Origin of the sequence: Lysobacter niastensis, assembly GCF_031457115.1 — a bacterium.
GTDB classification, from domain to species: domain Bacteria; phylum Pseudomonadota; class Gammaproteobacteria; order Xanthomonadales; family Xanthomonadaceae; genus Lysobacter_J; species Lysobacter_J niastensis_A.
Window position 1 is genome coordinate 1,017,072 of sequence record NZ_JAVDVY010000002.1, and the last position, 22,285, is coordinate 1,039,356.

Genomic DNA, 22,285 nt, shown 5'->3' on the forward strand with positions numbered 1-22,285 from the left:
GACTGTTGTCACGAAACCCTTCGAAGGTTAGATTCGACCGCTGTTCGGCCGAGTAGCCGGAAACAGGGGAACAGGGGATGGCAAACGAGCAAAAAACCGCGCCTCTTGATGCGCGCGTAGCGGACAAGTTGCTGGATCTTCTCAGCAACGACGATTCATTCCGAGAACATTTCAGCCGCGACCCCGTCGCCGCACTTGAAACCATCGGGTATCAACGCCCGGCACAAGGGCCTGAAGGCACCGCACAACCCGAACTGTTCGTGACCTGCTGCGTCAACAAGCTCGCATCGAAGGAAGCCATCGCGGCTGCCCGCGGCGAGATTCGCGGGATGTTGCTAAGCGGACTGAACCACACGACGCCTCAGTTGGACGCGAGCCCCAGCGACGACCGTCGAACCTTGAAGTAGTCGTTGAGAACTTCGACCGGCCACAGCCGGTCGAAGTTCGCGGCCGCCTGCGATGCGCCTTCGGCATTGCCGGCCGCCTTGAGCAGTTCCGCTTCGCGAAGCACCGCCAGATTCGAATCGGCGACATTCAGCGCCTGCACACACTGGCCGCATCCTTGCTCTATGTAGGCCAGGCCGCGCCGTTGCTTGAGCCACGTCAACTGTTCGAGCGCCTTTCGTGTGTCCTGTGCCGCCACGTAGGCCTCCATTAGCGCTACCCTCGTCTGGTAACGCTCATGCCCGGTGATCAGCGGCAAGAGGATCGTCAGGGCTTCCCTGGGCTTTCCAGCGAGGCGGAGCTCCTCGGCCCGCAATACCGCCATCTGTTCGCTCAGCGTCGGATGCTGCATCAACTGGCTGTGCTTCGAGAGCAACTGAATGACCGTGCTACTTAGGGCCCTATCTCCGATCCTGAGCGCAAACATCGCCGAAGACAGCGCCAGCCCCGCGTCACCGACCGAATCCCCGCCTGTGCTCGTGTCGAGGGCCGACAATGCGGCTTGAGCAGCCCTTGATGCCTTGCTCAGCGCCGCTTGCCTGTTGCCGGCGAGCCAGTCCGCAACCGCTGCCGGGAGCAGGAACGACCTCGCGTCGAAGCCGTCCTGGTCATTGAGCAGCTTCAAGGCGTCGCTGGCCTGACGTTGCGCCTCAGGCCAGCGACCTTGGTCGATGGCCAGGCTTATACGATCGAGGTGGGCGTAAACGTCGCTCTTCGGGATGGTGGCCAGCAAGCGCCCGGCATTCGCGTAACGACGTTGCGCGGCCTCGACATCCGCCCGCCGGCGCAAGCTGTTCCTGAATCCTCGGCTTGTTGCCTGATCGAACGCCCCTGCTGCCTGTTCGTACTGTCCGAGACCGAGACGCACGCGACCCAGAACATCAAACCCGACGGCAGCCAAATCGTTCCGCGGCGACGTGTTGCGGATCGCGAACGGGAGTGCCTCCTGCAAGCGGTTCTGCCAATTGAGCCCAGCCGCAGCGTTGCCGTTACCCGGCCAGAAGTCCGGATAGAGCGTTGCGAGTTCAATCCAACGATCAAGCGCAGCGCTTGGCGCGTCGAACTCCGCTACCCAAGCGTCCAGATAGAGACCTTCGCGCGTCGGGAGACGCTGTCTCAGCTTTTGCGCCTGACGCAGCGGGTCTACTCCGCGTGGCGACTGCATGCTGGAGACCTGGACGCGCGTCTGACCCAGCCAGGCCAAGGCAAACCTGGGGTCAAGGTCGGTTGCGCGCGAGTAGAACTTCAGCGCGTCGCTAAATTTCCCGTTGCCATATGCCTTCTGCGCAAGCGCGTATGCCCTCAACGCATCCAGGTTGTCGGTCGTCACCTGCGGCAACGGCGCCGAATCCTTTTCGATAGACGCGACGGCTTCACCGAGGCGTCCGCGCAGGGTGGCAGTCACCTCATCAATTGAGGCCAGCGTAGATTCGATCCCGGCACCGTCAGCGGTTTCGGTATAGACGGTCGTCTGACTATGCGGATCGATCACCTCGGCACTGACGCGCACTCTGCCCCCCACCTCCGACACCGTCGGCAGGATGACCGCGCGTGCACCATCGCGCAGCGCGATCTCCGAGGCGATGGCGCGATCGAGCGCGGTTTCGGGCGAGCGCTTCATGCGCGACAGCGTGTCGCGCGCCTTCAGGTCGCTCAGCACATTGACGTAGCGCGACTGCTCCAGGCTGATGCGGAAGGCCTGTTCCAGGGAGTCGTCGAGCACGCTCTGGCCGGTGAGGTTGCGCAGGTCGGCGACCACCACCCAGTCGCGCTGGTTGAAGGCGATGGCCGGCTGCGGGCGGGTGACGAACCACACGCCCACGCCCACCGCCGCAAGCAAGGCCACTTCAGCCGCCAGCGCGGCAGGACGGCGCCACAGCGGAGTATCGCGCCAGGCCTTGGGCGTGTTGGGCGGTGCACGCAGCGGGGCGATGCCGGGTTCGCCGACTTCGAAGATGTATTGCGACTCGGGCACACCCTTGAAGCGCCAGCGGCCCAGCGGTTTCCAGATCAGGTGCTGGCCGCGTTCGCCGAGCTCGCGTGCGGCGCGGTGCGCCAGCGGTTCGGCGACGGCCGACAGCAGGATCTGCCCGGGCCGCGCCATCGACATCAACCGCGCCGCCATCGGTTTGGCCAGGCCCTCCACTTCCAGCGGCTTGGAGCCCAGGCGTACGGCAGCGTCGCTGTTGCGCCAGGTCAGCACTTCGCCGACGTGCAGGCCGGCGCGTGCGCGCAGCTGCAGGTTGCGCGACTGCCCGAGCACCTGCAGGCCGCGCTCGTAGTCGAGCGCGAAGCCAAGACCGTCGATCGGGCGTTCGAACAGAAGCAGCAATCCATCGGAACGGTCGATCAGACGGCCGCGCCATTGCTGCTGCAGTTGCAGGACCAGGCCGTCGTGTTCGCGGAACAGTTCGGCGGCGGCGACGTCGCCGATGCGCTCGACCAGTGCGGTCGAATCGCACAGGTCGGTCAGCAGCAGTGTGCGCAGCTGCGGGCCATCGGCGATGGTGCGTTGCGCGGCCTCGTTCATCGCTTACACCGGGGCCAGCGTCGGATCGTGCCAGTGCACGCGGTCGCCACCGTCGCGCTTGGCACGGTACAGCGCGCTGTCGGCCTGGATGTACCACTGGTCCCAGTCGCCATCGGGATCGAGCAGGCAGACGCCGATGCTGACCGGACAGATCAGCGGTGGCGCCTGGCGCATGGCGGCCAGGCTCTGCATCGAACCTACGATGTAGTCGATGTAACGGGTGACGTCCTCGCGGCGATCGGCCGCGACCAGCAGGCAGAACTCGTCGCCGCCGAGTCGGCAGGCCAGGTCGTAGGGACCGGCGACCGAACGCAGGATGCTGGCCACGCTCTGCAACACGCGGTCGCCGGCCGCGTGGCCGTGTTCGTCGTTGACCTGCTTGAAGCGGTCGCAGTCGAGCAGCAGCAGGCCGCCGCCTGGCACTCCGCCGACCAAGCGCGTTTCCTGCAGGAACATCGACAGGCCGCGGCGGTTGTACAGACCGGTGAGTTCGTCGGTGCGGATCAGCTCTTCGGTGCGGTTGAGGCGGTGCGTGGTGGTGCGCAGGTTGTCGAGCGCGGCCTGCAGGTCGTGGTTGCGGCGACGCAGGCGGCGGATCAGGCTCTGCTCGTTGGTGACCACGCGCATGATGGCGCGACGCAGGAAATACGAGACGCGCGCGGGGTCGCGATCGACCAGGCGTTCGAACTCCTCATGGCGCAGCTCGACCAGCAGACCATCGCTGGCGGCGATGGCGTCGGCGCTGCGTGCGTGGTCGCCGACCAGCAGGCCCAGTTCGCCAAAGAACTCGCTCGGCCCCAGCCGCTTGCTGACCAGGTCGTCGCCGAAGTCCAGGTCGACCGATCCCTGCGCGATGACAAACATGGTGGTGCCCAGTTCGCCGCGGCGGAACAGCACCTGCCCGGCATCGACCCGGCGCATGCGGCCGAGTTCGGCGAACAGGTCGAACTCTTCACTGGTGAGCGCGGTGCCCGCGATGTCGCGCGACGGCGCGAGCGTGGTCGCCGTCTTCTGGTCCGCTTGGTCCATGGCCGGCATGGCCGCGGTTGCTTGCTTCATTCCACGACCCCGGAAAACGTGGCGAACGGCAGGATACACCGGCCACCGTGGCAACGGGATGGTGATGGAGAAGCGGACGGGGACGGGTTATGCGGTGAGTGCCGGTAGCGCATGCGCCGTGTGCAAGCCGTTATTCGGCTTGGGAGAGATGTGCGGGCCGCCTGCCCTGACCCCAACCCCTCTCCCGCACACGGAAGAGGGGCTTGATGACGGGCGGTTGCGGCTCAGGCCGCGGCGGCGCGCTCGTGGAACTGCTCTTCCTCGGTCGAGCCCTTCAGCGCGACGGTGGAGGACTGGCCGCCCTGGATGGTCTGGGTGACCGCATCGAAATAGCCGGTGCCCACTTCGCGCTGGTGCTTGACCGCGGTGAAGCCCTTTTCAGCGGCGGCGAACTCGGCTTCCTGCAGCTCGACGAACGCGCTCATCTGGCGGCGGGCGTAGCCGTGGGCCAGGTTGAACATGCCGTAGTTGAGGCTGTGGAAGCCGGCCAGGGTGATGAACTGGAACTTGTAGCCGTAGGTCGCCAGTTCCTTCTGGAAGCGGGCGATCGTGGCGTCGTCGAGGTTCTTCTTCCAGTTGAAGCTCGGCGAGCAGTTGTAGGCCAGCAGCTTGCCGGGGAACCTGGCATGGATGGCCTGGGCGAACTTGCGGGCGAACTCCAGGTCGGGCTTGCCGGTCTCGCACCACACCAGGTCGGCATAAGGCGCGTAGGCCAGGCCGCGGCTGATTGCCTGGTCCAGGCCGTTGCGGGTCTTGTAGAAGCCCTCGACGGTGCGCTCGCCGGTGGTGAACGGCTTGTCGTTGTCGTCGACGTCGGAGGTGATGAGGTCGGCGGCTTCGGCATCGGTGCGCGCGACGATCAATGTCGGCACGCCCATGACGTCGGCGGCCAGGCGCGCGGCGACCAGCTTCTCGACGGCTTCGCGTGTGGGCACCAGCACCTTGCCGCCCATGTGGCCGCACTTCTTCACAGAGGCAAGCTGGTCCTCGAAGTGCACGCCGGACGCGCCGGCCTCGATCATGCCCTTCATCAGCTCGAAGGCGTTGAGCACGCCGCCGAAGCCGGCTTCGGCGTCGGCCACGATCGGCTGCAGGAAGTCGATGTCGCCCGAGCCTTCCGCGCACTGGATCTGGTCGGCGCGCAGCAGCGTGTTGTTGATGCGGCGCACGACCTGCGGCACCGAGTTGGCCGGATAGAGCGACTGGTCCGGATACATCTCGCCGGCGATGTTGGCGTCGGCGGCGACCTGCCAGCCCGACAGGTAGATGGCCTTGAGGCCGGCCTTGATCTGCTGCATGGCCTGGTTGCCGGTCAGCGCGCCGAGCGCGTTGACGAACGGCTCGCTGTGCAGCGAGTTCCACAGCTTGCTGGCGCCGAGCTTGGCAATGGTGTGCTCGACCGGCACGGTGCCGCGCAGCCGCACCACGTCGTCGGCGCAGTAAGGACGGGCGATGCCGGCCCAGCGTGGATTGGTGGCCCATTCATGGCGAAGTTGTTCGGCGGTCGGCAGTGCGGTGTTCATGGCGGCGTTCCTTTCTCGATATCGGTATGGAAAGACAGCGGACTTGCGCAACAGCGGAACTAAAGCGACGCGACCTCAGTCGAGGCGCGCGTAACCCGGCAGCGTGAGGAACTCCTCCAGCGTGTCGGAATGGGTCAGGCGGTCGAGTACGCCGATCGCCTCGTTGATGCGGCTTGCACCAGGGATGCGCGTGCGGTCGCCGAGGCGGGCGGGAAGGTTGATGAAGGCCCGTTCGAGCAGGGCGAAGTCGACCGGCGTGCCGTCGTCCAGGTGCAGGCCTTCGCTGTGCAGCCATTGCCACAGCTGCGTACGCGCGATCTCGGCGGTGGCGGCGTCCTCCATCAGCCAATGGATCGGCACGCAGCCGTTGCCGTCGAGCCACGCGGCGAGATAGCGCACGCAGACCTCGACGTTGCCTTCGAAGCCGGCGCGCGTGATCGTGCCCAGCGACGGCCTGATCAGGTCGTCGCGCGTGGCCCACACGTCCTCGCGCAGCACGTGGCGCTGATTGGGTGTGGGCATACGCTCGTCGAAGATCTGCTGCGCCAGCGGGATCAATGCCGGATGCGCTACCCAGGTGCCGTCGTGGCCGGCGGTGACCTCGCGCAGCTTGTCGGCGCGCACCTTGGCCAGCGCCGCCTCGTTGGCCACGTCGTCGCCGCTGATCGGGATCTGCGCGGCCATGCCGCCCATCGCGTGCGCGCCGCGCTTGTGGCAGGTCTGGATCAGCAGTTCGCAGTACGAGCGCAGGAACGGCTGCGTCATCGTCACCTGGCCACGCTCGGGCAGCACCTTGTCGCGATGCCTGCGGAAGGTCTTGATGTACGAGAACACGTAATCCCAACGCCCGCAGTTGAGGCCGGCGATGCGCGTGCGCAGCGCATGCAGGATCTCGTCCATCTCGAACACGGCCGGCAGCGTCTCGATCAGCACGGTGACCTTGAGCTGGCCGGCGGCGAGGCCGAGTTCGCGCTCGATGTGATCGAGCACGTCGTTCCACAGCTGCGCCTCTTCCATCGACTGCAGCTTGGGCAGATAGAAATAGGGTCCGCGATCCTTCGCGGCGAGCACGTCCGAATTGTGGAAAGCGAACAGGCCCAGGTCGAACAGGCTGCCGGACATCGGCGCGCCGTCGATGAGCACGTGTTTTTCGTCCAGGTGCCAGCCGCGCGGGCGCACCATCAGCACGGCCTGCTGCGCGAAGGGCTTGAGCGCGTAGTGCTTGCCGGGGGCACCGTCGGAACCGGGTGCGGTCCATTCCAGCGTGCCGGCCACGGCCTGCTGCAGCGTGCGCTGGCCGGCGATCAGGTTGGCCCAGGTCGGCGACGTACTGTCCTCGAAGTCGGCCATGTAGACCTTCGCGCCGGAATTGAGCGCGTTGATGACCATCTTCGGGTCCACCGGGCCGGTGATCTCGACGCGCCGGTCGAGCAGGGCCGGCGGCAGCGGCGCCACCTTCCAGTCGCCGGCGCGGAGGGCGGCGGTATCGGGGCGGAAGTCGGGCAGGCCGCCGGCGTCGAAGAAGGCTTGGCGCTGGCGCCGGTCGGCCAGGCGAGCCTGGCGGACGGGCTCGAAGCGGCGGTGCAGCCCGGCCAGGAATTCCAGCGCGGCCGGGGTCAGGACCTGGCCTTGTCCATCAACGGCCTGGCCCGTGATCTGGGCGCCCGTCTGGGTGTGGGCCTCCTGCGGCCACTGCGTCATCACTGCCGACATTCCTGCTGCTCCGTCTTATTGCCGTTTGGGACCTGACTGGCACCATGCGGTGGCGTGTTGTATTTGACAATCAAGTTTTCGCAATGCATATCATTAGCTGAGCTAATACTTGGTAGAACGAATGAGCGCCAAGGTCCCGGCCAGCCCCCGTTTTGCCTACAAGGGGGATCGCCTGAAGCCCCTGCGGGCCTTCTGCCAGACGGCCCGGCTGGGCTCGATATCGCGCGCGGCCGAGGCGCTGTTCCTGAGCCAGCCGGCGGTGACCTTGCAGTTGCAGGCGCTGGAGCGGGAATTCGGCGCCCGCCTGCTCGAGCGCAGCGGCCGACGGATCAGCCTGACCCGCGAGGGTCAGGAGCTGTACGAACTGGCCCGCCCCCTGGTGGAAGGTCTCGATGGCCTGGATGGGGCCTTCCGCGAGCGGGTACGCGGACTGGACGCCGGCGAGCTGAACGTCGCGGCCGGCAGCTCGACCATCCTGTATCTGCTGCCGAAAATCGTCGAAGCCTTCCGCGCCACCCACCCCGAGGTGCGCCTGACCCTGCACAACGTCACCGGCGCCGGCGGCCTGGACCTGCTGCGTTCGGACGCGGTCGACCTGGCGGTGGGCTCGATGCTGGATGTCCCGGCCGACCTCAGCTACGAGCCGGTGTACCGGTTCGAGCCGATGCTGATCACGCCGCGCAACCACCCGCTGGCGCAGAAGGCCGAGTTGGAACTGCAGGATCTCTCGCCTTACGGCCTGATCCTGCCGCCACAACGCCTGACCACCTACCGCCTGGTCGACCTGGTGTTCCAGCAGAACCGCGTGCCCTACACGGTGGCACTGGAAGTCGGCGGCTGGGAGGTCATCAAACAGTACGTGGCGATGGGATTGGGCATCAGCATCGTCACCTCGATCTGCCTGACCGAGGCCGACCGCGAGCGACTGGCGACGCGCTCGCTTGCGCGCTATTTCCCGTCACGCAGCTACGGCGTGGTGGTGCGCAAGGGCAAGTATTTGTCGCCGCACGCGCGGGCATTTACCGAGCTGATACGTCCGGCGCTGTTCGAGCGCGAGGACTATTACGCCAACGGGCAATCCGAGCGGTAGGCGGTGTGGACGGCCTCGAAGGCCGCTTGGGGCAAAACCAAGAGTGTGGAAGGCGGACCGAGGCCCTACTTTCCGGCGCCCAACCCGGCGGGCTGCCCGGCCAGCCAACGGCGGTAACCCCGATAGTGGTGCAGTGCGAAGCCTGCGAACGCGGGACTGTCCCGGTAAGCCCGTTCGGTCTGCGCCACCGCGCGCTCCAGGTCGATCTCGGTCAGGTGGTTGAAGGTGACCTTGCTCAGTTCGTTGGGGGTTACTTCCAGGCCGATCACCACGCGCTTGCGCTTCTTCGCCGCGTAGGCCATCTCGTTGGCGGCGTGCGCGATGATGCCGTCGCTGCCGTCGACACGATGGCGATAGTCCATCAGCGCGACGTAATCGTAGAGATCGATCACGTGCTCGCTGACCGGGCGCGTGACGCCGTTCCATTCCAGTTCGATGCCATCGAGCCAGAACGGGATGGCCGGCCCGATGGACAGCGTCTGCCCGGAAGCGCGCTTGAGCGTCATGAATGCCTGGCTGAGATCGAGGTATTGCCGCAGCAGTTCCATCTTCTGCGTCTTCCATTGCGCCAGGATGTGCGGCTCGATGTCGAGGTTGACGCCATCGAAACGTGCTTCGGGCCTGGAGCCCGCGTTGTAGGACAGCACGCGCTGCATCGTCGCCAGCGCCGCCGCGCGCCGCTGCGGCAATACATATTCCTCGGTGCGCAGGTAGGCCGAGCCGAGCAGTGCATACACCTTGAAGCCTTCGCCGTGCGCACGCTGGATGAAGCGCCGGTACAACTCCGGCCGCTGCGCGATCAGGTTGCGCCCGCGATAGGCGTCGGCATAGAGGTAAATGGTCGTTACGCGCTTGCCCTGCAGGAAGCGCAGGGCTTCATCCGCGGCGGCCGGCGATCCGACCATGGCGTACGACTCGCGCTCCCAGGTCCACACGGCGCGGTCGGCAGCGCGTGCGAAGGGAAGTGCCAGGACCAGCCCGAGCAGCAGCGTGGACCGGGCCAGGAAGACCCGGGCCAGGCGGGTCGTGAACTGAAAACGCATGGTGCACCGCCGCGGGGGAGTCGGAGGGCATGGCGGAACGGGTTCCGCCCACGTGGTTACGGCGTGGGCGATCAGCCGCGGATCTGCAGCGGGATCCGATAGCGTGAAGCGCCCACACGCCGGCCAGTCACCGGATGCGAGGCAATGGCGGCTAAGTAGTAACGGCCCGGCGCGAGGCCACCGGCCGCGACGGGGATCCGCATCTGCTGGCGGGCGCCCGGCATAAGCCGGATGGCAGAGCCGTAGTACTCGCCCAGTTCGCGTCCGGCCTCGTCACTGAGTACCAGCAGCGGCACGAACTCCTCCGACACGGTGGTGCCGCCGTTGGCGAGCAGTACTTCGACGTCGATCGGGCCTGACCGCGCCGTCTCCGGCGCCAGCACCTCGTGCACGCCAAACGGATCGGCGGTCCGGGGCGCCGCCGTCACGCCGCGATCGCCGACGCGATAGCCCGACCAGTTCGTCGCGACATCGACCGGCGCCAGCAGGCGATCACGCGCGAACCGGTCGTTGGCCGCCCGGTAGCGCGCGAAGCGCTGCCCCAGTTGCGCCGCTACCGCACTGTCCGATGCCGGCTCGATCGCCATGCCATCGCCCAACGCGAACAGTTCACCGCGGCTGAGCAGCCACGGGCCGGACACGAAATCGGACAGGATGGTCTTGCTCTGCTTGAGCGCGATGTCGTGCACGTTGCGGAATGACGGCTCCATGTCCAATCCGGTGCCCGTCCAGGTCACCATCCTGGGCGTCGCCACGCCATATCCGTTGGACAGGTACGCCAGCAGCGACGGCGCGATGTCCAGGTGCGACGACACCGAGCGGATCCGCTCCGGCCGCTTCAACAGCGGCGAAGCGATGATCATCGGGACGTGGTAGCGCTCGACGCGGCTGGCGATCGGGATTTCGGGCAGGCGGTGGTCGCCGGTGATGACGAAGATCGTGTTGGCGTAGGCCGGCTGGCGCGAGAATTCATCGAAGAAGCGGCGCAAGGCATCGTCGGTGTACATCACCGACGTGTAGATGTTCTCGTGCCGGCGATAGCGCGGCTTGTCCGCATCGGCGATGCCGATCTCGTCGAGACGACGCTCGAAGCGCTCGTGATAGGCGGCCTGTCCCGGGAACGAGTACGGCGTGTGCATGCTGATGGTCTGCATGACCGCGACGAACGGCCCGCGAGGCGCCGCCGACTCGCCGGCCAGCGTGCGCGAGACCAGCTCGTTGTCGGCATAGCCCCAGCTGGCTTCACCCGGGCTGCGCGGATACTGCGGGCCGAAGTCGCCGACGCCGACGATCGTGTCCACGCCCTGCCGCTGCAGGTACAGCCGCTGGTTGTCGAAGCCGACGTCGGAGCCGCTGTAGAAGCGCAGGCCATAGCCATTGCGCTTGAGCACAGCGAGCAGGTCGTCGTGCTGCGGCATGGCTTCGCCCAGCGCGTTGAATCCGCGCTCGCCCGGAGGCAACGAGCCGAACACCGACGGCAGCACGCCGAAGGTGCGCCCCTGCGTGGCCAGGAAGTTCTCCCAATACAGGCTGCGTCCGGCCAGCTCGTCGAGAAACGGCGTGAAGCTGCCCAGCGAGGCGCGTGGCCCCGAGAACGAACGCCCGAGCCCCTCGACCAGGATGAAAACCAGGTTCGGCGGCCCTTCCGGCGAGTGTGCGAAATGCTCACCGAGCACGTCGGGCGTGCGCTCGCGCCGCAGGAACGGATACCGCGCATCCGGATATCCGGGGGTGCGCTGCTGCGAATGCGTCGCCAGGTAACCGGCGTTTTCCTCGACGAAGTAGGCGGCCTTGTTGAGCGCCAGATCGTAGGCCGCTTCGGTGCTGAAGGCGCCATTCGCCGGACGGGAGGGCAGCCACCACAGCCCGAGCAGCGACAGCATCAGCGCGGCGCCCGCCAGCCTCGGCGACGGCCAGCGCGAGCGCTCCGCGCGCGATGCCTGCGTGGCGATACCGAGCCACAACACAACCAGCGGCACCAGCCAACCGGCCAGCGTCAGTGCGTCCAGGCGCGCGCCGGCCGACACGGTGGTGCGTATTTCCTGCCAGGAGTAACCGAACAGCTCCGCGCCCAGCGGCACGCGGGCTACGAGATAGAACTGCTCCAGCGCGATCTGCAGTGCCAGCAGCAGCGACCAAAACACGCCCAACGCCAGCACCCGCAATGGCGTGCGCCGGATCAACAGCCACGGCCAGGACAGCACGAACAGCACCGGCAGGTACTTGGTGAACACCAGCAGGTCGAAGCCGGAGGCCATCGCCACCACGCGCGCGGTCGGCGCGTCGGGAAAGCCGCCATCCGGAACGCCGGCGAGCAGTCCCCACCCGCGCAGGCACAACGCCGCCACGATCATCGCCGGCAGCAGCATCAGGAACCGCGTCACGGCACCGGAGAACTTCGACCCTGCCCGGCCCTGTTGCGATTGGGGGGATTCCGTCACGATCTCACCAACGCGCGTACAGCGACGCGCCGTACGCGGTTTCGTCGAAACCGTCGATGTTGTCGCCGTAGCCGGCGTCGAGCTTCATGCCCCAGTGCGGCGCGAAGAACTTGACGAACGCCAGGCCGATCGACGAATGGCTGTCGCTTTGCACGCGGCCGGACACGTCGGTCAGCGGGTCGTTGCTGCCGGTGCCGCCGTTGATCTCGACGTAGTCGTCGGCATTGCCAGCGTAGTAATAACGCACCAGGCCACGGTGGCTCAGGTCGTGGTCGCCGCTGCCGCCGGCGACGTACAGCGCGCGGTAACGCAGGTAGAAGTCGCCGGTGTATTTGCCGATGCCGATGCCATAAAAATCGGTGCTGCCATCGAATTCCAGGTGGTCGTAGCTGCCCGACAGCTCCCAGCCGTTGCCGACGCCCTGGAACACTTCCACGCGCCAGGCCTGGTCGGCGAGCACGCCGTCCGACGGCCCGTCCTGATAGCGCAGGTTGGCATAGGCGCGCGTCCACAAAGGCACGTAGGCATCGATCGCCCAGGCGTTGTCGGTGGTGTCGAAGCGATCGGCGTGGAGCAGTTCGAGTGCGACCGAGCCGCGATCGAAGTGACGTCGAATGGACAGGATGTAATCGTTCCAGTCCCCACGATCCGGGCTGAAATCGATGGTGCCTGCGCCCAGGCGCGCCGACCAGCGATAGCCTTCCGGCACCACCGCATCGGGCTTGCGCAGTCCCTGCATCAGCGACGCCTTGTAGTCGTTGACGACCCTGGTATCGGCGCCGTGCTCGGCCGCCGCATCGAACTGTGCGTTGGCCGCCGCATAGTCGCCGGCATCGCGATAGGCGCGGCCGCGCGCGATGTAGGTCTCGGCATTGGTCGGACTGAGCGCCTGCCACTGTCCGTAGGCCTCGACCGCCTGCGCCGGACGATCGCTCCACATGTACATGTCGCCGAGCGCGGACCAGGCATCGGCATAGGTGGGCGACCGCGTGGTCACCGCCAGCAGGTCGGCCTCGGCCTGCGGCCACTGCTTCATCCACGCATAGGTGCGACCGCGGCCGAGCAGCACGTCGGAATTGCCGGGCGAACGCTCGAGCAGCGAGGTATAGAGCGCGACCGCGGCATCGCGCCGGCCGGACGTGGCCAGCTCGCGCGCACGCGCCATCTGCTGCTCGTAGCTTTCCGATGCAACGGTCTCGACGGCCTGCACCGCGGCGGCGTCGGCAGCAAGCGCAGCCGTGGGAGCGCCGACCGCGGCGAGCGTGGCAGCCTGCACCAGCGAAACAAGAAATTGGGTCATAAGGTCCTGTCCAGAATCCGGAATGTCGAACGGCGTCGAGCTATCAGCCGGCGCTCGCTTCCTGCGGTTGAAGATCGCCCTCGTGCTGCCAGGTCGCATGGCGACGGATCCGCCCCCAGCGCGAACGCCCGCGCAGGCGCACGACCCAACGCACCATGCCCATCAGTCGCCATACCGAATTGAACTGTCGATAGCCGAAGTTCTCGAGGATCGCGGCCAGGAACAGCTTCAGCTGCTGCATGGGACGCGGATACAGATGGAACGAGAGTTCTTCGAGAAACAGCGCGTTGACCGACAGCAGCACGCCCAAGCCGACCGCCGCGAACAGGAACACCAGCAGCGCGTCCGCGGACAGCAGGCCGGCGAACCACATCACCAGCACCGATACGTAGCCCATCACTTCGATCAGCGGCCCGATGCATTCGAACAGCAGCATGAACGGGAATGCCAGCCAGCCGACCGCGCCGCCGTTGCGCTGGAACATCATCCGCCAGTTCGGCAACAGGCTTTCCGCCAGGCCCTGCTGCCAGCGCATGCGCTGGTTCTTCAGCGAGCCCAGGTCCTCCGGCGCTTCGGTCCAGCAGATCGGATCGGGCACGAAGGTGATGCGGTAGCCCTTGCGTTCGCTGCGCAACTGGCGATGCAAGCGCACCACCAGGTCCATGTCCTCACCGACCGTGTCGTTGCGATAACCGCCGACCGCGATCACGCGCTCCTTGTAGAACACGCCGAATGCGCCGGAGATGATCAGCAGCGCATTCATCGGCGACCAGCCCAGGCGTCCGAACAGGAACGCGCGCAGGTACTCGACGATCTGCATCGTCGGCAGCAGCTTGCGCGGCAGATCCACGCCGGTCAGGAAGCCATCCTTGACCGTGCAGCCGTTGACCAGGCGGATGACGCCACCGGCGGCCACCGTCTGCTTGTCCTCCAGGAACGGCTGCACCACGCGCGCCAGGCTGTCCTGCTGCAGGATGCAGTCGGCATCCACGACGCAGAACAGCGGATAGCGCGCGCAATTGATGCCGGCGTTCAGTGCGTCGGCCTTGCCACCGTTGACCTTGTCGACGAGGCGCACCTTCGGGTATTGCGCCGAAGCATAGACCTTGTGCACATCGGCGGTCTTCAGGCGCTTGCGATAGGCCTCCGGGAACTCGACCAGCGAGAATGCCTTGATGACTTCCTCGAGCGTTCTGTCAGTGGAACCATCGTTGATGACAACGATCTCAAACTCCGGATACCCCAGGCGCAACAGCGAGCGGATCGAGGAGACGATGGTCTGTTCCTCGTTGCACGCCGGCACCAGGATGCTGACCGGCGGCTGGTAGGCCGTGAAATTCTTTGGCAGATACTGCACGCCGTGCTCGCGCATGTAGCGGATGATGGCGAACACCGACACATAGGTCAGCGCGAGGTAGGCCAGGTTGATGCAGATGAAGTAGACGAAAAACATCCACTGCATGCCGTCCAGCAGCGCGATGACCGCCGGAGGAATCGTCACGTCGATCATTGTTGCACCCCGATTTTCTGTTCGGCCATCACCTGGTCGAGGATGTCGCAGGCAAACCGGTCGGTCTGCGCATGGCGGATCCTCATCACCTCCTTCTCGCCGATCGAAGGCAGCTTGGTCAGCGCCTTCGCCGCGCGGTAGCGCACCCACCATTGCTCGTCGGTCAGCAGCGGCATCAACAGATATTCATCGCTTGGCTCGCCGATGCGTCCGAGCGCCGAGGCTGCCTGCATGCGCACGTGCCAACGCGGATGCGTCAGCAGCGGCCGCACCAGCGGCAGGTCGTCTGCATGTGCCATCACCTGCAGACACGTGGAGATCAGGTGGTCGTCCGGTGGGTCGGCGAGGATCTTGCGGATCACCGGCGCCGCCTGGTCGGGGTTCACACCGGCCAGGAAGCGGATCAGTCGCGGCGCCACTTCGGCATTGGCCTGCAAGGCCACCGCGCCCAGTTCCTTCGCCACCGTGCCCGGCTCGCCTACTTTCAGGATCTCGGCGACGCTGCCCTGCGACCAGTCGCTGCGGCTGACGATGTGGGGCACGAACATGCTGACCGCCTGCGCGGAGTCGATCTGCATCAACGCGCGCGCCGCGCACAGCGACACGATCGGGCTGCGATCGTCGAGGAAACGCGCGATCCGGTCGAAGTGCGCGCGGCTCCTCATGTAGCCCAGCGCGATGATCGCCATCAGGCGGCTGTGGAATCCGCCGTGATCGATCAGGCCATAGAGCTGCCGCTCCAGGCCGACTTCGTGCGCGATCCGCGCCATGCCGGTGCTTTCCTGCTCGCGCAGCTCGCCGTGCAGGCGGTTCCATGCATCGATGAACCCCGACACGTCGCGCTTGCGCAGCGCCGGCGCCGGCGCGGTGTCGCCGCGCATCGCCGCGCCCAGCACCTTCGCCCAGAGCATCGAAGCGCGCACATGGTTGCGCTCCTTGCGCAGCATCCGCTGCCGCATGACCAGGATCACGCCGAGCATGAACACGGTCATGATCACCACCACGACGCCCAGCCAAAACACGAAAACGAGCTTGGGGGACGCATCCATCAGGAAGTTCACTCAGTTCACCTCAAACAGGTCTCGCGGCGACACATTCCGGCGCCACGCGATTGACACGGACAGACCGGACGCGATAACAACGGCGTCTGCGGCAAGGGGATGCCGACGCGAATTACCGTTCCGGGGGGAGAAACCATGAAGGAGCTGATCAGCCGCAAAGTCGTTCTTTGCGTGCTGTTGTTTTGCGCCCTGGGCGGTGCTTTCGGCGTATGGGTTTTGCTGCATCCGGCCAGCATCTGGGTGCAACCGTGGCGCGCGCAGCAGTCGACGATGTCCGAGCAGGTGATCTTCGGCCCCTATCCGGTCGAGGAGGATTTCGTCGCCCTGAAGAAGCGCGGCGTGACCACGATCATCAGCCTGCTCGATTCCGACATCCCATACGAGAAGGTGCTGCTTGCACAGGAACGCGAACGTGCGGCGCGGCACGGCATGCAGGTGCAGAACTTTCCGATGGCCAGCATCCTGGGCCAGTCCTTCGGCGCCGACTACGTGCGCAACTCCGAGGCGGCGGCGCGCGCGGCGATCGACGCCGACGGCACGGCTTACATCCATTGTTACCTCGGCCTGCATCGGGCCGGGAACGTGCAGAAGCTCCTCACGCAGTTCCATGCCGCCAGCAGTTTTGCCGGCAGCCAGGCGACCGAGCGCAGCGTCGACACGCAGCGGCTGGATCGCGCGAACTTCGCCTTTCTCGAGGCCGACTACGAAACCACGCTGGGCGAAATCGCCCGGATGAAGCAGCCGACGATCGCGTCGATGCAATTGGCGGGCTGGGCGAATTACCGGCTCGACCGGATCGACGCCGCCCGCGAGCAGTTCGGTCGCCTGCTCGAACTCTCGCCCGACGACACCGAGGCGATGAGCGGCATGGCCTACTGCGCGCTGCGCAGCGGCGACCTGGCCGATGCGCAAGCGCGTTTCAACCAGATCCTGGCCCGACTTCCCGAGGACGTCGCGGCGCTGGAAGGCCTGGGCCATGTGAAATACCGTCAAGGCAACCCCGCCGAGGCCCGGTCGTATTTCCAGCGTGCGTTGGCCAGGAGCCCCGGTAACCCGGAGACCCGGCAGATGCTGGAAAGACTCCAATCCGCCCCTGTGAGTGCCGCGGGACAAGCTGTCCACACGGCCGATTAGGCCTTACGGCACCGCGCATCCCCGCGCGGCTCCCGCCCTCCCCGACAGGGTGGCGAAGCCGCGCTTCGTTCCCCGTCCCCTATGGAGCCAGCCAGACAGTCGTCGTCCAGAACGTGACGCCGGCTTGCCGGAACTCCCCATATGGGATGAAGCAGGTTCCGTGCCACTCATCACATTTTGACCCGCGGCGGGAGTTCAAGCCGCCGGCACTACGGGCCGAAGGCTGTCCCTTGTGGACGCAAATCTGCGGATTGCGTCACATTTTGGCCGAAAAAGGGGGCACACCCGGGTCAGGGGGTGCCGTGGTGCTTGCCCTGCCAGGGGCGATACCAAGTGCGGATACGGGTGATGTCGGCGTTCATGTCGTCACTGAGCCGGAATGGCTCGCCGATGCCGATGATCTTCTCGGGGTAGTGGAAATAGGCGGGCAGCACCGGCACGTCGGCCGCCTTGGCGATGCGCCAGAAGCCCGGCTTCCAGCGGTCGACCGGCTTGCGCGTGCCCTCCGGAGCCAGGCCGAACCAGAATTTTTCCGCCTGCGCGATCATGGCCGCGGCCTGCTCCACCACGCCCTGTGCGGCGCGGCGATCGACCGGGATCACACCCAGGTGCCGCAGCGCGGCGCCCAGCAGCGGCACGCGGAACAGCGAATCCTTACCGAGGATCTTGATGTCCAGCCCCATCGCCATCTTGGCGGCGAACCCCCACACGCCGTCCCAGTTGGACGAATGCGGCGCGCCGATCAGCACCAGCTTGGGGATGTCCGGGAAGCGGCCGACCATGCGCCAGCCGCCCATCCGCAGGATCGTCCGCCCCAGCCAGCGCAGCAGTGCGTTCGGCTTGACCCGCGGCGCGTTGGGCGGCAGCGTCGGCACGATGTCGTCGGCGGGCTCGGTCATGGATGTCCTTTCTATGCGTGCTTGGCGGTGCGCAACCAGGCGCCAATGGGCGCCGTATATCCACCGCTAGTCCCAGTCACGGCCCGTGCGACCGCGCTTGATCGTACCGCGTTCGCGCTTGGCGCCAAGGCGGCGTTCCTTGGATCCGCGCGAGGGCCGCGTGGCGATGCGCGGCTTGGGCGCGACCAGGCCGGCGGCTACGAAAGCCGCCAGCCGTTCCTTCGCGTCCTCGCGGTTGCGCTCCTGCGTGCGGAAGCGCTGCGCGTTGATCACCAGCACGCCCTCATCGGTCAGGCGACGGTCGCGCCTGGCCAGCAGCCGCGTGCGTACCGGCTCGGGCAGCGATGGCGACTGGGCGATGTCGAAACGCAACTCGACCGCGGTGGCGACCTTGTTGACGTTCTGCCCGCCTGGTCCCGACGAGCGTACGAAGCGCTCGACCAGTTCGTCATCGGGAATGGCAAGGGTGGGGCTGATTTCCAACATGGACACAACTTTACCAATGCCGCTCGTTCACGGCATTGACCCTCGTGCCAATGCCATACGACGATGCGGGTTCTTTCATGGAGGAAGCCCGATGAAGCATGTCGTTTTTGCCACCCTGCTCGCCCTGTCCGCACCCTTTGCCCACGCCGCGCCGCCCAGCGACGCGCAGGTCGACAAGCTGCTGGAAGTGATGCGTGCGCGGCAGACGGTCGAAGCGATGCTGCCGCAGGTGGAGGCCTCCCAGCAGCAGATGGTGGAGCAACTGACGGCTGGCCAGCCGCTTACGGACCAGCAGCGCCAGGACTTGAACGCATCATGTCCACCTCGTCCAGGCGCGTGCGCGAAGCGCTGGCCTGGGACAAGCTGCATCCGCTGTATCGGGACATCTATCGCCAGACCTTCACCGGCGAGGACATGGGCGCAATGATCGATTTCTACGGCGGCAGCGCCGGCCAGAAGCTGCTCGACAAGATGCCGCAACTGATGCAGAACACGATGGCCGCCATGCAGAAGGTGATCGTGCCGATGATCGAGCAGATGCAGCGCGACGTTGCGGCGGAGATGCAGGCTCCGCCGGCACCTCCCGCTCCTTCGGCCCCGCCCGCAGCTCCGGCCACCCCAACGAAGTAATCCTGTCAGGTCGCGGGCGCGTCGGCGAACAGCGCCAGCGCCCGCGCGAACTCGGAATCCGGCGGCGCGACGACCTTGATGCGATCGCCGCTGACCGGATGCACGAACGCCAGCCGCCGCGCATGCAGCAGCATGCGATGGATGCCGAGCATGCGGAAATGGCGGTTGTGGCGGCCGTCGCCGTGACTGGTATCGCCGATCAGGTGATGCGAGACGTGCTTGAGATGCCGGCGGATCTGGCGAAAGCGCCCGGTCTGCGGCTGTGCGCACAGCAACGCATAGCGTGAAGTCGCGAAAGCAGCCGACGGCAACTCCAGCTCGGTCGTCGCCATGCGCGTGAAGTGCGTAACCGCCGGCTTCTTCAACGGCTTGCCCGGCCCGCCGTCCAGCGGATAGTCGATGGTGAAGCGCTCCTCCGGCCAGCCGCGGCAGATCGCCCAGTAGTCCTTCTCGACCTCGCGCGACATCAGCACCTTGCCCAGCGCCGAGGCGGTATCGCGATCGAAGGCAAGCAGCAAGCAACCGCTGGTGGCGCGATCGAGGCGATGCACGAGGAAGATGGGCTTCCCGAATTGTTCGCGCAGGCGATCGGCGGCGAAGTCGACCTCGCCGCGCGCCAGTGCGCTGTCGTGCACCATCAGCCCGGCCGGCTTGTCGACCACAGCAAGGACTTCATCGGCGTACAGGACGTCGAGTGCGGGCAGCGCTGCGGACTCCGCCTGCAGCTGCAGGGGAGAGTCGGGGAGGGATTGCGTAGTCACGGGGATTTCTCCGGCAAGCGGCGCAGCTTTTATCGCCGCCGCGGCCACGCCGCCAACAGCGCCCACATGCCACCGACTCCGGCGATCCACGCCGCAGCGGGCACCGACAACAGGCGCGGTCCGCCGGCTTGCATCCCGTACAGCACCGACGCGACCACCAGCAGCCCCACACCGAAGATGGCGGCGACGGTGCGTTTCTGTGCGGAACGGATGGTGCGGTTGAGTTCGATCAGGTCGCGCGAGTGCAGATGCAACTCGTGGCGGCCTTCGACCTGCTGCGTCAACCAGGCGTGCAACAGGCGCGGCATCTCCGGCGCATGCGTCACCAGTTCGGGCAGTCGCTTGCGGAACTCGGCGGCCAGGCGCTGCGGGCTGTAGCGCTCGACCAGGATCTTCGACAGCACCGGACGCGCCACCGCCCAGATATCCAGCTTGGGATCCAGCAGTCGCCCCACGCCCTCGATGTTGAGCAGCGTCTTCTGCAGCAGGATCAGCTGCGGCTGCAGCGTCAGCTCGTAGCGCTGTGCCATTCGGAACAGCTTGATCAGGACCTCGGCCAGCGAGATTTCGCTCAGCGGGCGGGTGAAATACGGCTCGCACACCGCGCGCGCTGCCGCTTCGAGTTCGTCGATGCGGATGTGCGATGGCATCCAGCCGGCGCGCACGTGCAGCTCGGCGATGCGGCGGTAGTCGCGATTGAAGATCGCCATGAAGTTCTCGGCGAGGTAGTACTGATCCTCGTCGGATAGCTGCCCCATGATGCCGAAGTCCAGCGCGATGAAACGCGGGTTGGCGCGGCGGGCGGGATCGCTATCAACCCAGATGTTGCCGGCGTGCGCATCGGCGTGGAAGAAATTGTCGCGGAACACCTGTGTGTAGAAGACGCGCACGCCCTTGGCGGCCAGTTCATGGCGGTCGATGCCGGCGGCGTCCAGCGCAGCGATGTCGTCGGACGGAATGCCGCGCACGCGCTCCAGCGTCAGCGCTCGCTCGGCTGTATGCGACCAGATCACCTCCGGCACGTACAGGTCGTCGCTGCCCTCCCAGAAGCGGCGCAGCACGCTGGCGTTGGCGCCCTCACGCTGCAGGTCGAGTTCGGCCGCGAGCGTGTTCTCGATCTCGTCCACGATCTCGCGCGGGCGGATCTTGTCGGCGCTGGGATGGGTGCGCTCGACGATACCTGCCACGGCCTTGAGCAGGGAGATGTCGCCGGCGATCTGCTTCTCGATGTCCGGGCGCAGCACTTTGACCACGACCTCGCGCGACACGCCGTTGGGGTCCGGCGGCAGCGTTGCCGCGTGCACCTGCGCGATGGAGGCCGACGCCAGCGGCGTGGTGTCGAACTGGACGAAGGCCTCGCCGACCGGCCGCTCCAGCGCGCGTTCGACGATCGCCTTGGCGGCTTCGCCATCGAACGGCGCGACGCGATCCTGCAGCAGCGCCAGTTCCTCGGCCACGTCGGGCGGCACCAGGTCGCGGCGGGTGGACAGGATCTGCCCGAACTTGACGAAGATCGGGCCCAGTTCCTGCAGCGCCAGGCGCAGGCGCGCGCCGCGCGACATCGCCGCGATCTGCGCCGAGGCGCGCGGCACGAACGGCCGCGCCAAGGCCAGCCACGGCTCGACCGGCGTGTCGTCGAGCAGGTCGTCGAGCCGATACCTCAACAGCACGCGGCCGATGCGCCACGCGCGGAAGACCGGCTTCATGCGGCATCTCCGGTGCGTGCGCGCAGGCGGCTGACGCGCACGGCCAGCCTTTCGGCGTCGTCACGCAGCGCGTCTACATCGTCGTGGAAGGCGTTGAGCTCCTCGCGCGCGACCACGTCGCGGGATTCCTCGGTGACGTATTCGGCCGCGTTGCTGGCCAGGGCACCGGCCGCACCGCGCGCGTGCCGCAGTGCGGCGGCGAAGGCGCCGGCTACCTGCACGCCCACCACCTCGCCGAACACCTGCACGAACGGTCGCTGCCAGTCCGGATCGAAGCGCTCGGCCAGCCTCTGCAGGCGCCGCGCGAGGTCGGCATCGCCTTCGATACGCAGCTTGCCCACCGGGGGGGCGTCGTCGTTGCGCAGGAAAGGCAGCTGGGACAGCAGGCCGCCTAGGGTGCTTCGCACCGACAGGTCGGGCTCGGACGCTTCCTCGACCGGCCCCACCTCCAGGCGCTCGGCGGCCACGCGGATCTGCAGCGCCAACGGCGGCGAGGCCAGCCGCAGGACCAGGCGCCTGCCGTCGAGGGAACGCAGGCCGTCGCGGGTATCGGGATCGAGCGCGAGGGCCCGGTTGAGCGCGGCTTCGAGCGCACGCCCGGCAAGGGGCTTCAACGCGGACAGTGGCGATGGGGCGGGCGTGGTCATCCGCTCATTGTAGCCTCGCGCCCAGCCGCCACCGGACAGTGGCCGGCCCGCGTGCGCGGGCCGGAGTTGGGAGCTAGACGCGGCGGCCGCGCAGCATCGACACGACGGCCAGGATCAGGAACACGACGAACAGGATCCAGGCGATGTTGCTCGCCGCACCGGCGATGCCGCTGAAACCGAGCACGGCGGCGATGATCGCAACGACAAAGAAAATTACGGCGTAGTGAAGCATCGGAAACCTCCTGGCATTGACGCCGCATCGGGCGCATCCCGACATCCGGCGTATCCCGATCCTCGCGCGCAGTCAG

The 22,285-nt window shown here is 66.7% G+C and carries 20 protein-coding genes; 4 read left to right on the plus strand and 16 right to left on the minus strand.

The window, feature by feature from the left end; translation table 11 throughout:
- Positions 1-77: 77 nt before the first annotated feature.
- Positions 78-407, plus strand: coding sequence for an NHLP-related RiPP peptide (locus J2X06_RS13945; protein WP_310063371.1), 330 nt, complete (start codon positions 78-80; stop codon positions 405-407).
- Here J2X06_RS13945 and J2X06_RS13950 read toward each other — a convergent pair.
- The 4 genes from J2X06_RS13950 to aceB all read right to left on the minus strand — a co-directional run bounded on the left by J2X06_RS13950 (position 362) and on the right by aceB (position 7,269).
- A complete protein-coding gene (locus J2X06_RS13950) occupies positions 362-2,974 on the minus strand; it encodes a putative peptide modification system cyclase (RefSeq protein WP_310063373.1) in 2,613 nt (870 codons plus the stop codon). The genes J2X06_RS13945 and J2X06_RS13950 overlap by 46 nt on opposite strands.
- 3 nt (positions 2,975-2,977) lie before the next feature.
- The gene (locus J2X06_RS13955; protein WP_430539584.1) at positions 2,978-4,033 is read right to left on the minus strand and encodes a diguanylate cyclase domain-containing protein; all 1,056 of its coding nucleotides are present in this window, start codon (positions 4,031-4,033) and stop codon (positions 2,978-2,980) included.
- Positions 4,034-4,257: 224 nt separating this feature from the next.
- Positions 4,258-5,556: an isocitrate lyase gene (gene aceA / locus J2X06_RS13960; protein ID WP_310063375.1), complete on the minus strand. Its 1,299-nt coding sequence runs from the start codon at positions 5,554-5,556 to the stop codon at positions 4,258-4,260.
- A gap of 75 nt (positions 5,557-5,631) precedes the next feature.
- Positions 5,632-7,269 carry a malate synthase A gene (gene aceB, locus J2X06_RS13965; RefSeq protein WP_310063376.1) on the minus strand — a complete coding sequence of 546 codons (1,638 nt, stop codon included), beginning with the start codon at positions 7,267-7,269 and terminating at the stop codon, positions 5,632-5,634.
- A gap of 121 nt (positions 7,270-7,390) precedes the next feature.
- Here aceB and J2X06_RS13970 point away from each other — a divergent pair, with 121 nt between their 5' ends.
- Positions 7,391-8,359: a LysR family transcriptional regulator gene (locus tag J2X06_RS13970; RefSeq protein ID WP_310063378.1), complete on the plus strand. Its 969-nt coding sequence runs from the start codon at positions 7,391-7,393 to the stop codon at positions 8,357-8,359.
- Between the two features lie 65 nt (positions 8,360-8,424).
- On the opposite strand, the gene J2X06_RS13975 is transcribed toward J2X06_RS13970, so the two are convergent.
- The 5 genes from J2X06_RS13975 to J2X06_RS13995 all read right to left on the minus strand — a co-directional run bounded on the left by J2X06_RS13975 (position 8,425) and on the right by J2X06_RS13995 (position 15,702).
- Entirely contained in the window at positions 8,425-9,402 is a 978-nt protein-coding gene (locus J2X06_RS13975; RefSeq protein ID WP_310063380.1) for a hypothetical protein, read from the minus strand.
- Positions 9,403-9,473: 71 nt separating this feature from the next.
- Positions 9,474-11,843, minus strand: coding sequence for an LTA synthase family protein (locus tag J2X06_RS13980; protein WP_310063382.1), 2,370 nt, complete (start codon positions 11,841-11,843; stop codon positions 9,474-9,476).
- A 4-nt stretch (positions 11,844-11,847) separates the two neighbouring features.
- Positions 11,848-13,143, minus strand: a complete 1,296-nt coding sequence (locus J2X06_RS13985) for a YaiO family outer membrane beta-barrel protein (protein ID WP_310063384.1) — start codon at positions 13,141-13,143, stop codon at positions 11,848-11,850.
- A 43-nt stretch (positions 13,144-13,186) separates the two neighbouring features.
- On the minus strand, positions 13,187-14,653 hold the full coding sequence (locus J2X06_RS13990; protein ID WP_310063386.1) for a glycosyltransferase family 2 protein: 1,467 nt from the start codon (positions 14,651-14,653) through the stop codon (positions 13,187-13,189).
- On the minus strand, positions 14,650-15,702 hold the full coding sequence (locus J2X06_RS13995) for a HEAT repeat domain-containing protein (protein ID WP_310063387.1): 1,053 nt from the start codon (positions 15,700-15,702) through the stop codon (positions 14,650-14,652). The genes J2X06_RS13990 and J2X06_RS13995 overlap by 4 nt, the downstream gene beginning before the upstream one ends.
- Before the next feature lie 147 nt (positions 15,703-15,849).
- Between J2X06_RS13995 and J2X06_RS14000 the strand changes: the two genes are divergently transcribed.
- Positions 15,850-16,848 carry a tetratricopeptide repeat protein gene (locus J2X06_RS14000; protein ID WP_310063389.1) on the plus strand — a complete coding sequence of 333 codons (999 nt, stop codon included), beginning with the start codon at positions 15,850-15,852 and terminating at the stop codon, positions 16,846-16,848.
- A gap of 290 nt (positions 16,849-17,138) precedes the next feature.
- Here the strand turns inward: J2X06_RS14000 and J2X06_RS14005 are convergent, their stop codons facing one another.
- The 3 genes from J2X06_RS14005 to J2X06_RS14015 all read right to left on the minus strand — a co-directional run bounded on the left by J2X06_RS14005 (position 17,139) and on the right by J2X06_RS14015 (position 18,495).
- The gene (locus tag J2X06_RS14005) at positions 17,139-17,747 is read right to left on the minus strand and encodes a lysophospholipid acyltransferase family protein (protein WP_310063390.1); all 609 of its coding nucleotides are present in this window, start codon (positions 17,745-17,747) and stop codon (positions 17,139-17,141) included.
- A 66-nt stretch (positions 17,748-17,813) separates the two neighbouring features.
- Complete coding sequence (arfB, locus tag J2X06_RS14010; RefSeq protein ID WP_310063392.1) at positions 17,814-18,233, minus strand: alternative ribosome rescue aminoacyl-tRNA hydrolase ArfB; 420 nt, start codon at positions 18,231-18,233, stop codon at positions 17,814-17,816.
- A 10-nt stretch (positions 18,234-18,243) separates the two neighbouring features.
- Positions 18,244-18,495: a hypothetical protein gene (locus tag J2X06_RS14015; RefSeq protein ID WP_310063394.1), complete on the minus strand. Its 252-nt coding sequence runs from the start codon at positions 18,493-18,495 to the stop codon at positions 18,244-18,246.
- A gap of 53 nt (positions 18,496-18,548) precedes the next feature.
- On the opposite strand from J2X06_RS14015, the gene J2X06_RS14020 reads away from it, so the two are divergent.
- Entirely contained in the window at positions 18,549-18,863 is a 315-nt protein-coding gene (locus J2X06_RS14020; protein WP_310063396.1) for a DUF2059 domain-containing protein, read from the plus strand.
- Between the two features lie 5 nt (positions 18,864-18,868).
- Here the strand turns inward: J2X06_RS14020 and J2X06_RS14025 are convergent, their stop codons facing one another.
- The 4 genes from J2X06_RS14025 to J2X06_RS14040 form a co-directional block, all read right to left on the minus strand.
- Positions 18,869-19,594, minus strand: a complete 726-nt coding sequence (locus J2X06_RS14025; protein WP_310063655.1) for a pseudouridine synthase — start codon at positions 19,592-19,594, stop codon at positions 18,869-18,871.
- A 59-nt stretch (positions 19,595-19,653) separates the two neighbouring features.
- On the minus strand, positions 19,654-21,330 hold the full coding sequence (gene ubiB / locus J2X06_RS14030; protein WP_310063397.1) for a ubiquinone biosynthesis regulatory protein kinase UbiB: 1,677 nt from the start codon (positions 21,328-21,330) through the stop codon (positions 19,654-19,656).
- Positions 21,327-21,977, minus strand: coding sequence for a ubiquinone biosynthesis accessory factor UbiJ (locus J2X06_RS14035; RefSeq protein ID WP_310063398.1), 651 nt, complete (start codon positions 21,975-21,977; stop codon positions 21,327-21,329). Before J2X06_RS14035 ends, ubiB begins: the two co-directional genes overlap by 4 nt.
- Before the next feature lie 73 nt (positions 21,978-22,050).
- Positions 22,051-22,209, minus strand: coding sequence for a DUF1328 domain-containing protein (locus J2X06_RS14040; protein WP_194929683.1), 159 nt, complete (start codon positions 22,207-22,209; stop codon positions 22,051-22,053).
- Positions 22,210-22,285: the final 76 nt, after the last annotated feature.

Bases quoted from the DNA above. Each gene is read 5' to 3' on its own strand.
- J2X06_RS13970 (WP_310063378.1), top strand. From the start codon at position 7,391: ATGAGCGCCAAGGTCCCGGCCAGCCCCCGTTTTGCCTACAAGGGGGAT.
- J2X06_RS14000 (WP_310063389.1), top strand. From the start codon at position 15,850: ATGAAGGAGCTGATCAGCCGCAAAGTCGTTCTTTGCGTGCTGTTGTTT.
- J2X06_RS14005 (WP_310063390.1), bottom strand. From the start codon at position 17,747: ATGACCGAGCCCGCCGACGACATCGTGCCGACGCTGCCGCCCAACGCG.
- J2X06_RS14040 (WP_194929683.1), bottom strand. From the start codon at position 22,209: ATGCTTCACTACGCCGTAATTTTCTTTGTCGTTGCGATCATCGCCGCC.
- J2X06_RS14020 (WP_310063396.1), top strand. From the start codon at position 18,549: ATGTCCACCTCGTCCAGGCGCGTGCGCGAAGCGCTGGCCTGGGACAAG.
- aceB (WP_310063376.1), bottom strand. From the start codon at position 7,269: ATGTCGGCAGTGATGACGCAGTGGCCGCAGGAGGCCCACACCCAGACG.
- J2X06_RS14035 (WP_310063398.1), bottom strand. From the start codon at position 21,977: ATGACCACGCCCGCCCCATCGCCACTGTCCGCGTTGAAGCCCCTTGCC.
- J2X06_RS13950 (WP_310063373.1), bottom strand. From the start codon at position 2,974: ATGAACGAGGCCGCGCAACGCACCATCGCCGATGGCCCGCAGCTGCGC.
- J2X06_RS13975 (WP_310063380.1), bottom strand. From the start codon at position 9,402: ATGCGTTTTCAGTTCACGACCCGCCTGGCCCGGGTCTTCCTGGCCCGG.
- aceA (WP_310063375.1), bottom strand. From the start codon at position 5,556: ATGAACACCGCACTGCCGACCGCCGAACAACTTCGCCATGAATGGGCC.
- J2X06_RS13945 (WP_310063371.1), top strand. From the start codon at position 78: ATGGCAAACGAGCAAAAAACCGCGCCTCTTGATGCGCGCGTAGCGGAC.
- arfB (WP_310063392.1), bottom strand. From the start codon at position 18,233: ATGTTGGAAATCAGCCCCACCCTTGCCATTCCCGATGACGAACTGGTC.
- J2X06_RS13985 (WP_310063384.1), bottom strand. From the start codon at position 13,143: ATGACCCAATTTCTTGTTTCGCTGGTGCAGGCTGCCACGCTCGCCGCG.
- J2X06_RS13990 (WP_310063386.1), bottom strand. From the start codon at position 14,653: ATGATCGACGTGACGATTCCTCCGGCGGTCATCGCGCTGCTGGACGGC.
- J2X06_RS13955 (WP_430539584.1), bottom strand. From the start codon at position 4,033: ATGAAGCAAGCAACCGCGGCCATGCCGGCCATGGACCAAGCGGACCAG.
- ubiB (WP_310063397.1), bottom strand. From the start codon at position 21,330: ATGAAGCCGGTCTTCCGCGCGTGGCGCATCGGCCGCGTGCTGTTGAGG.
- J2X06_RS13995 (WP_310063387.1), bottom strand. From the start codon at position 15,702: ATGGATGCGTCCCCCAAGCTCGTTTTCGTGTTTTGGCTGGGCGTCGTG.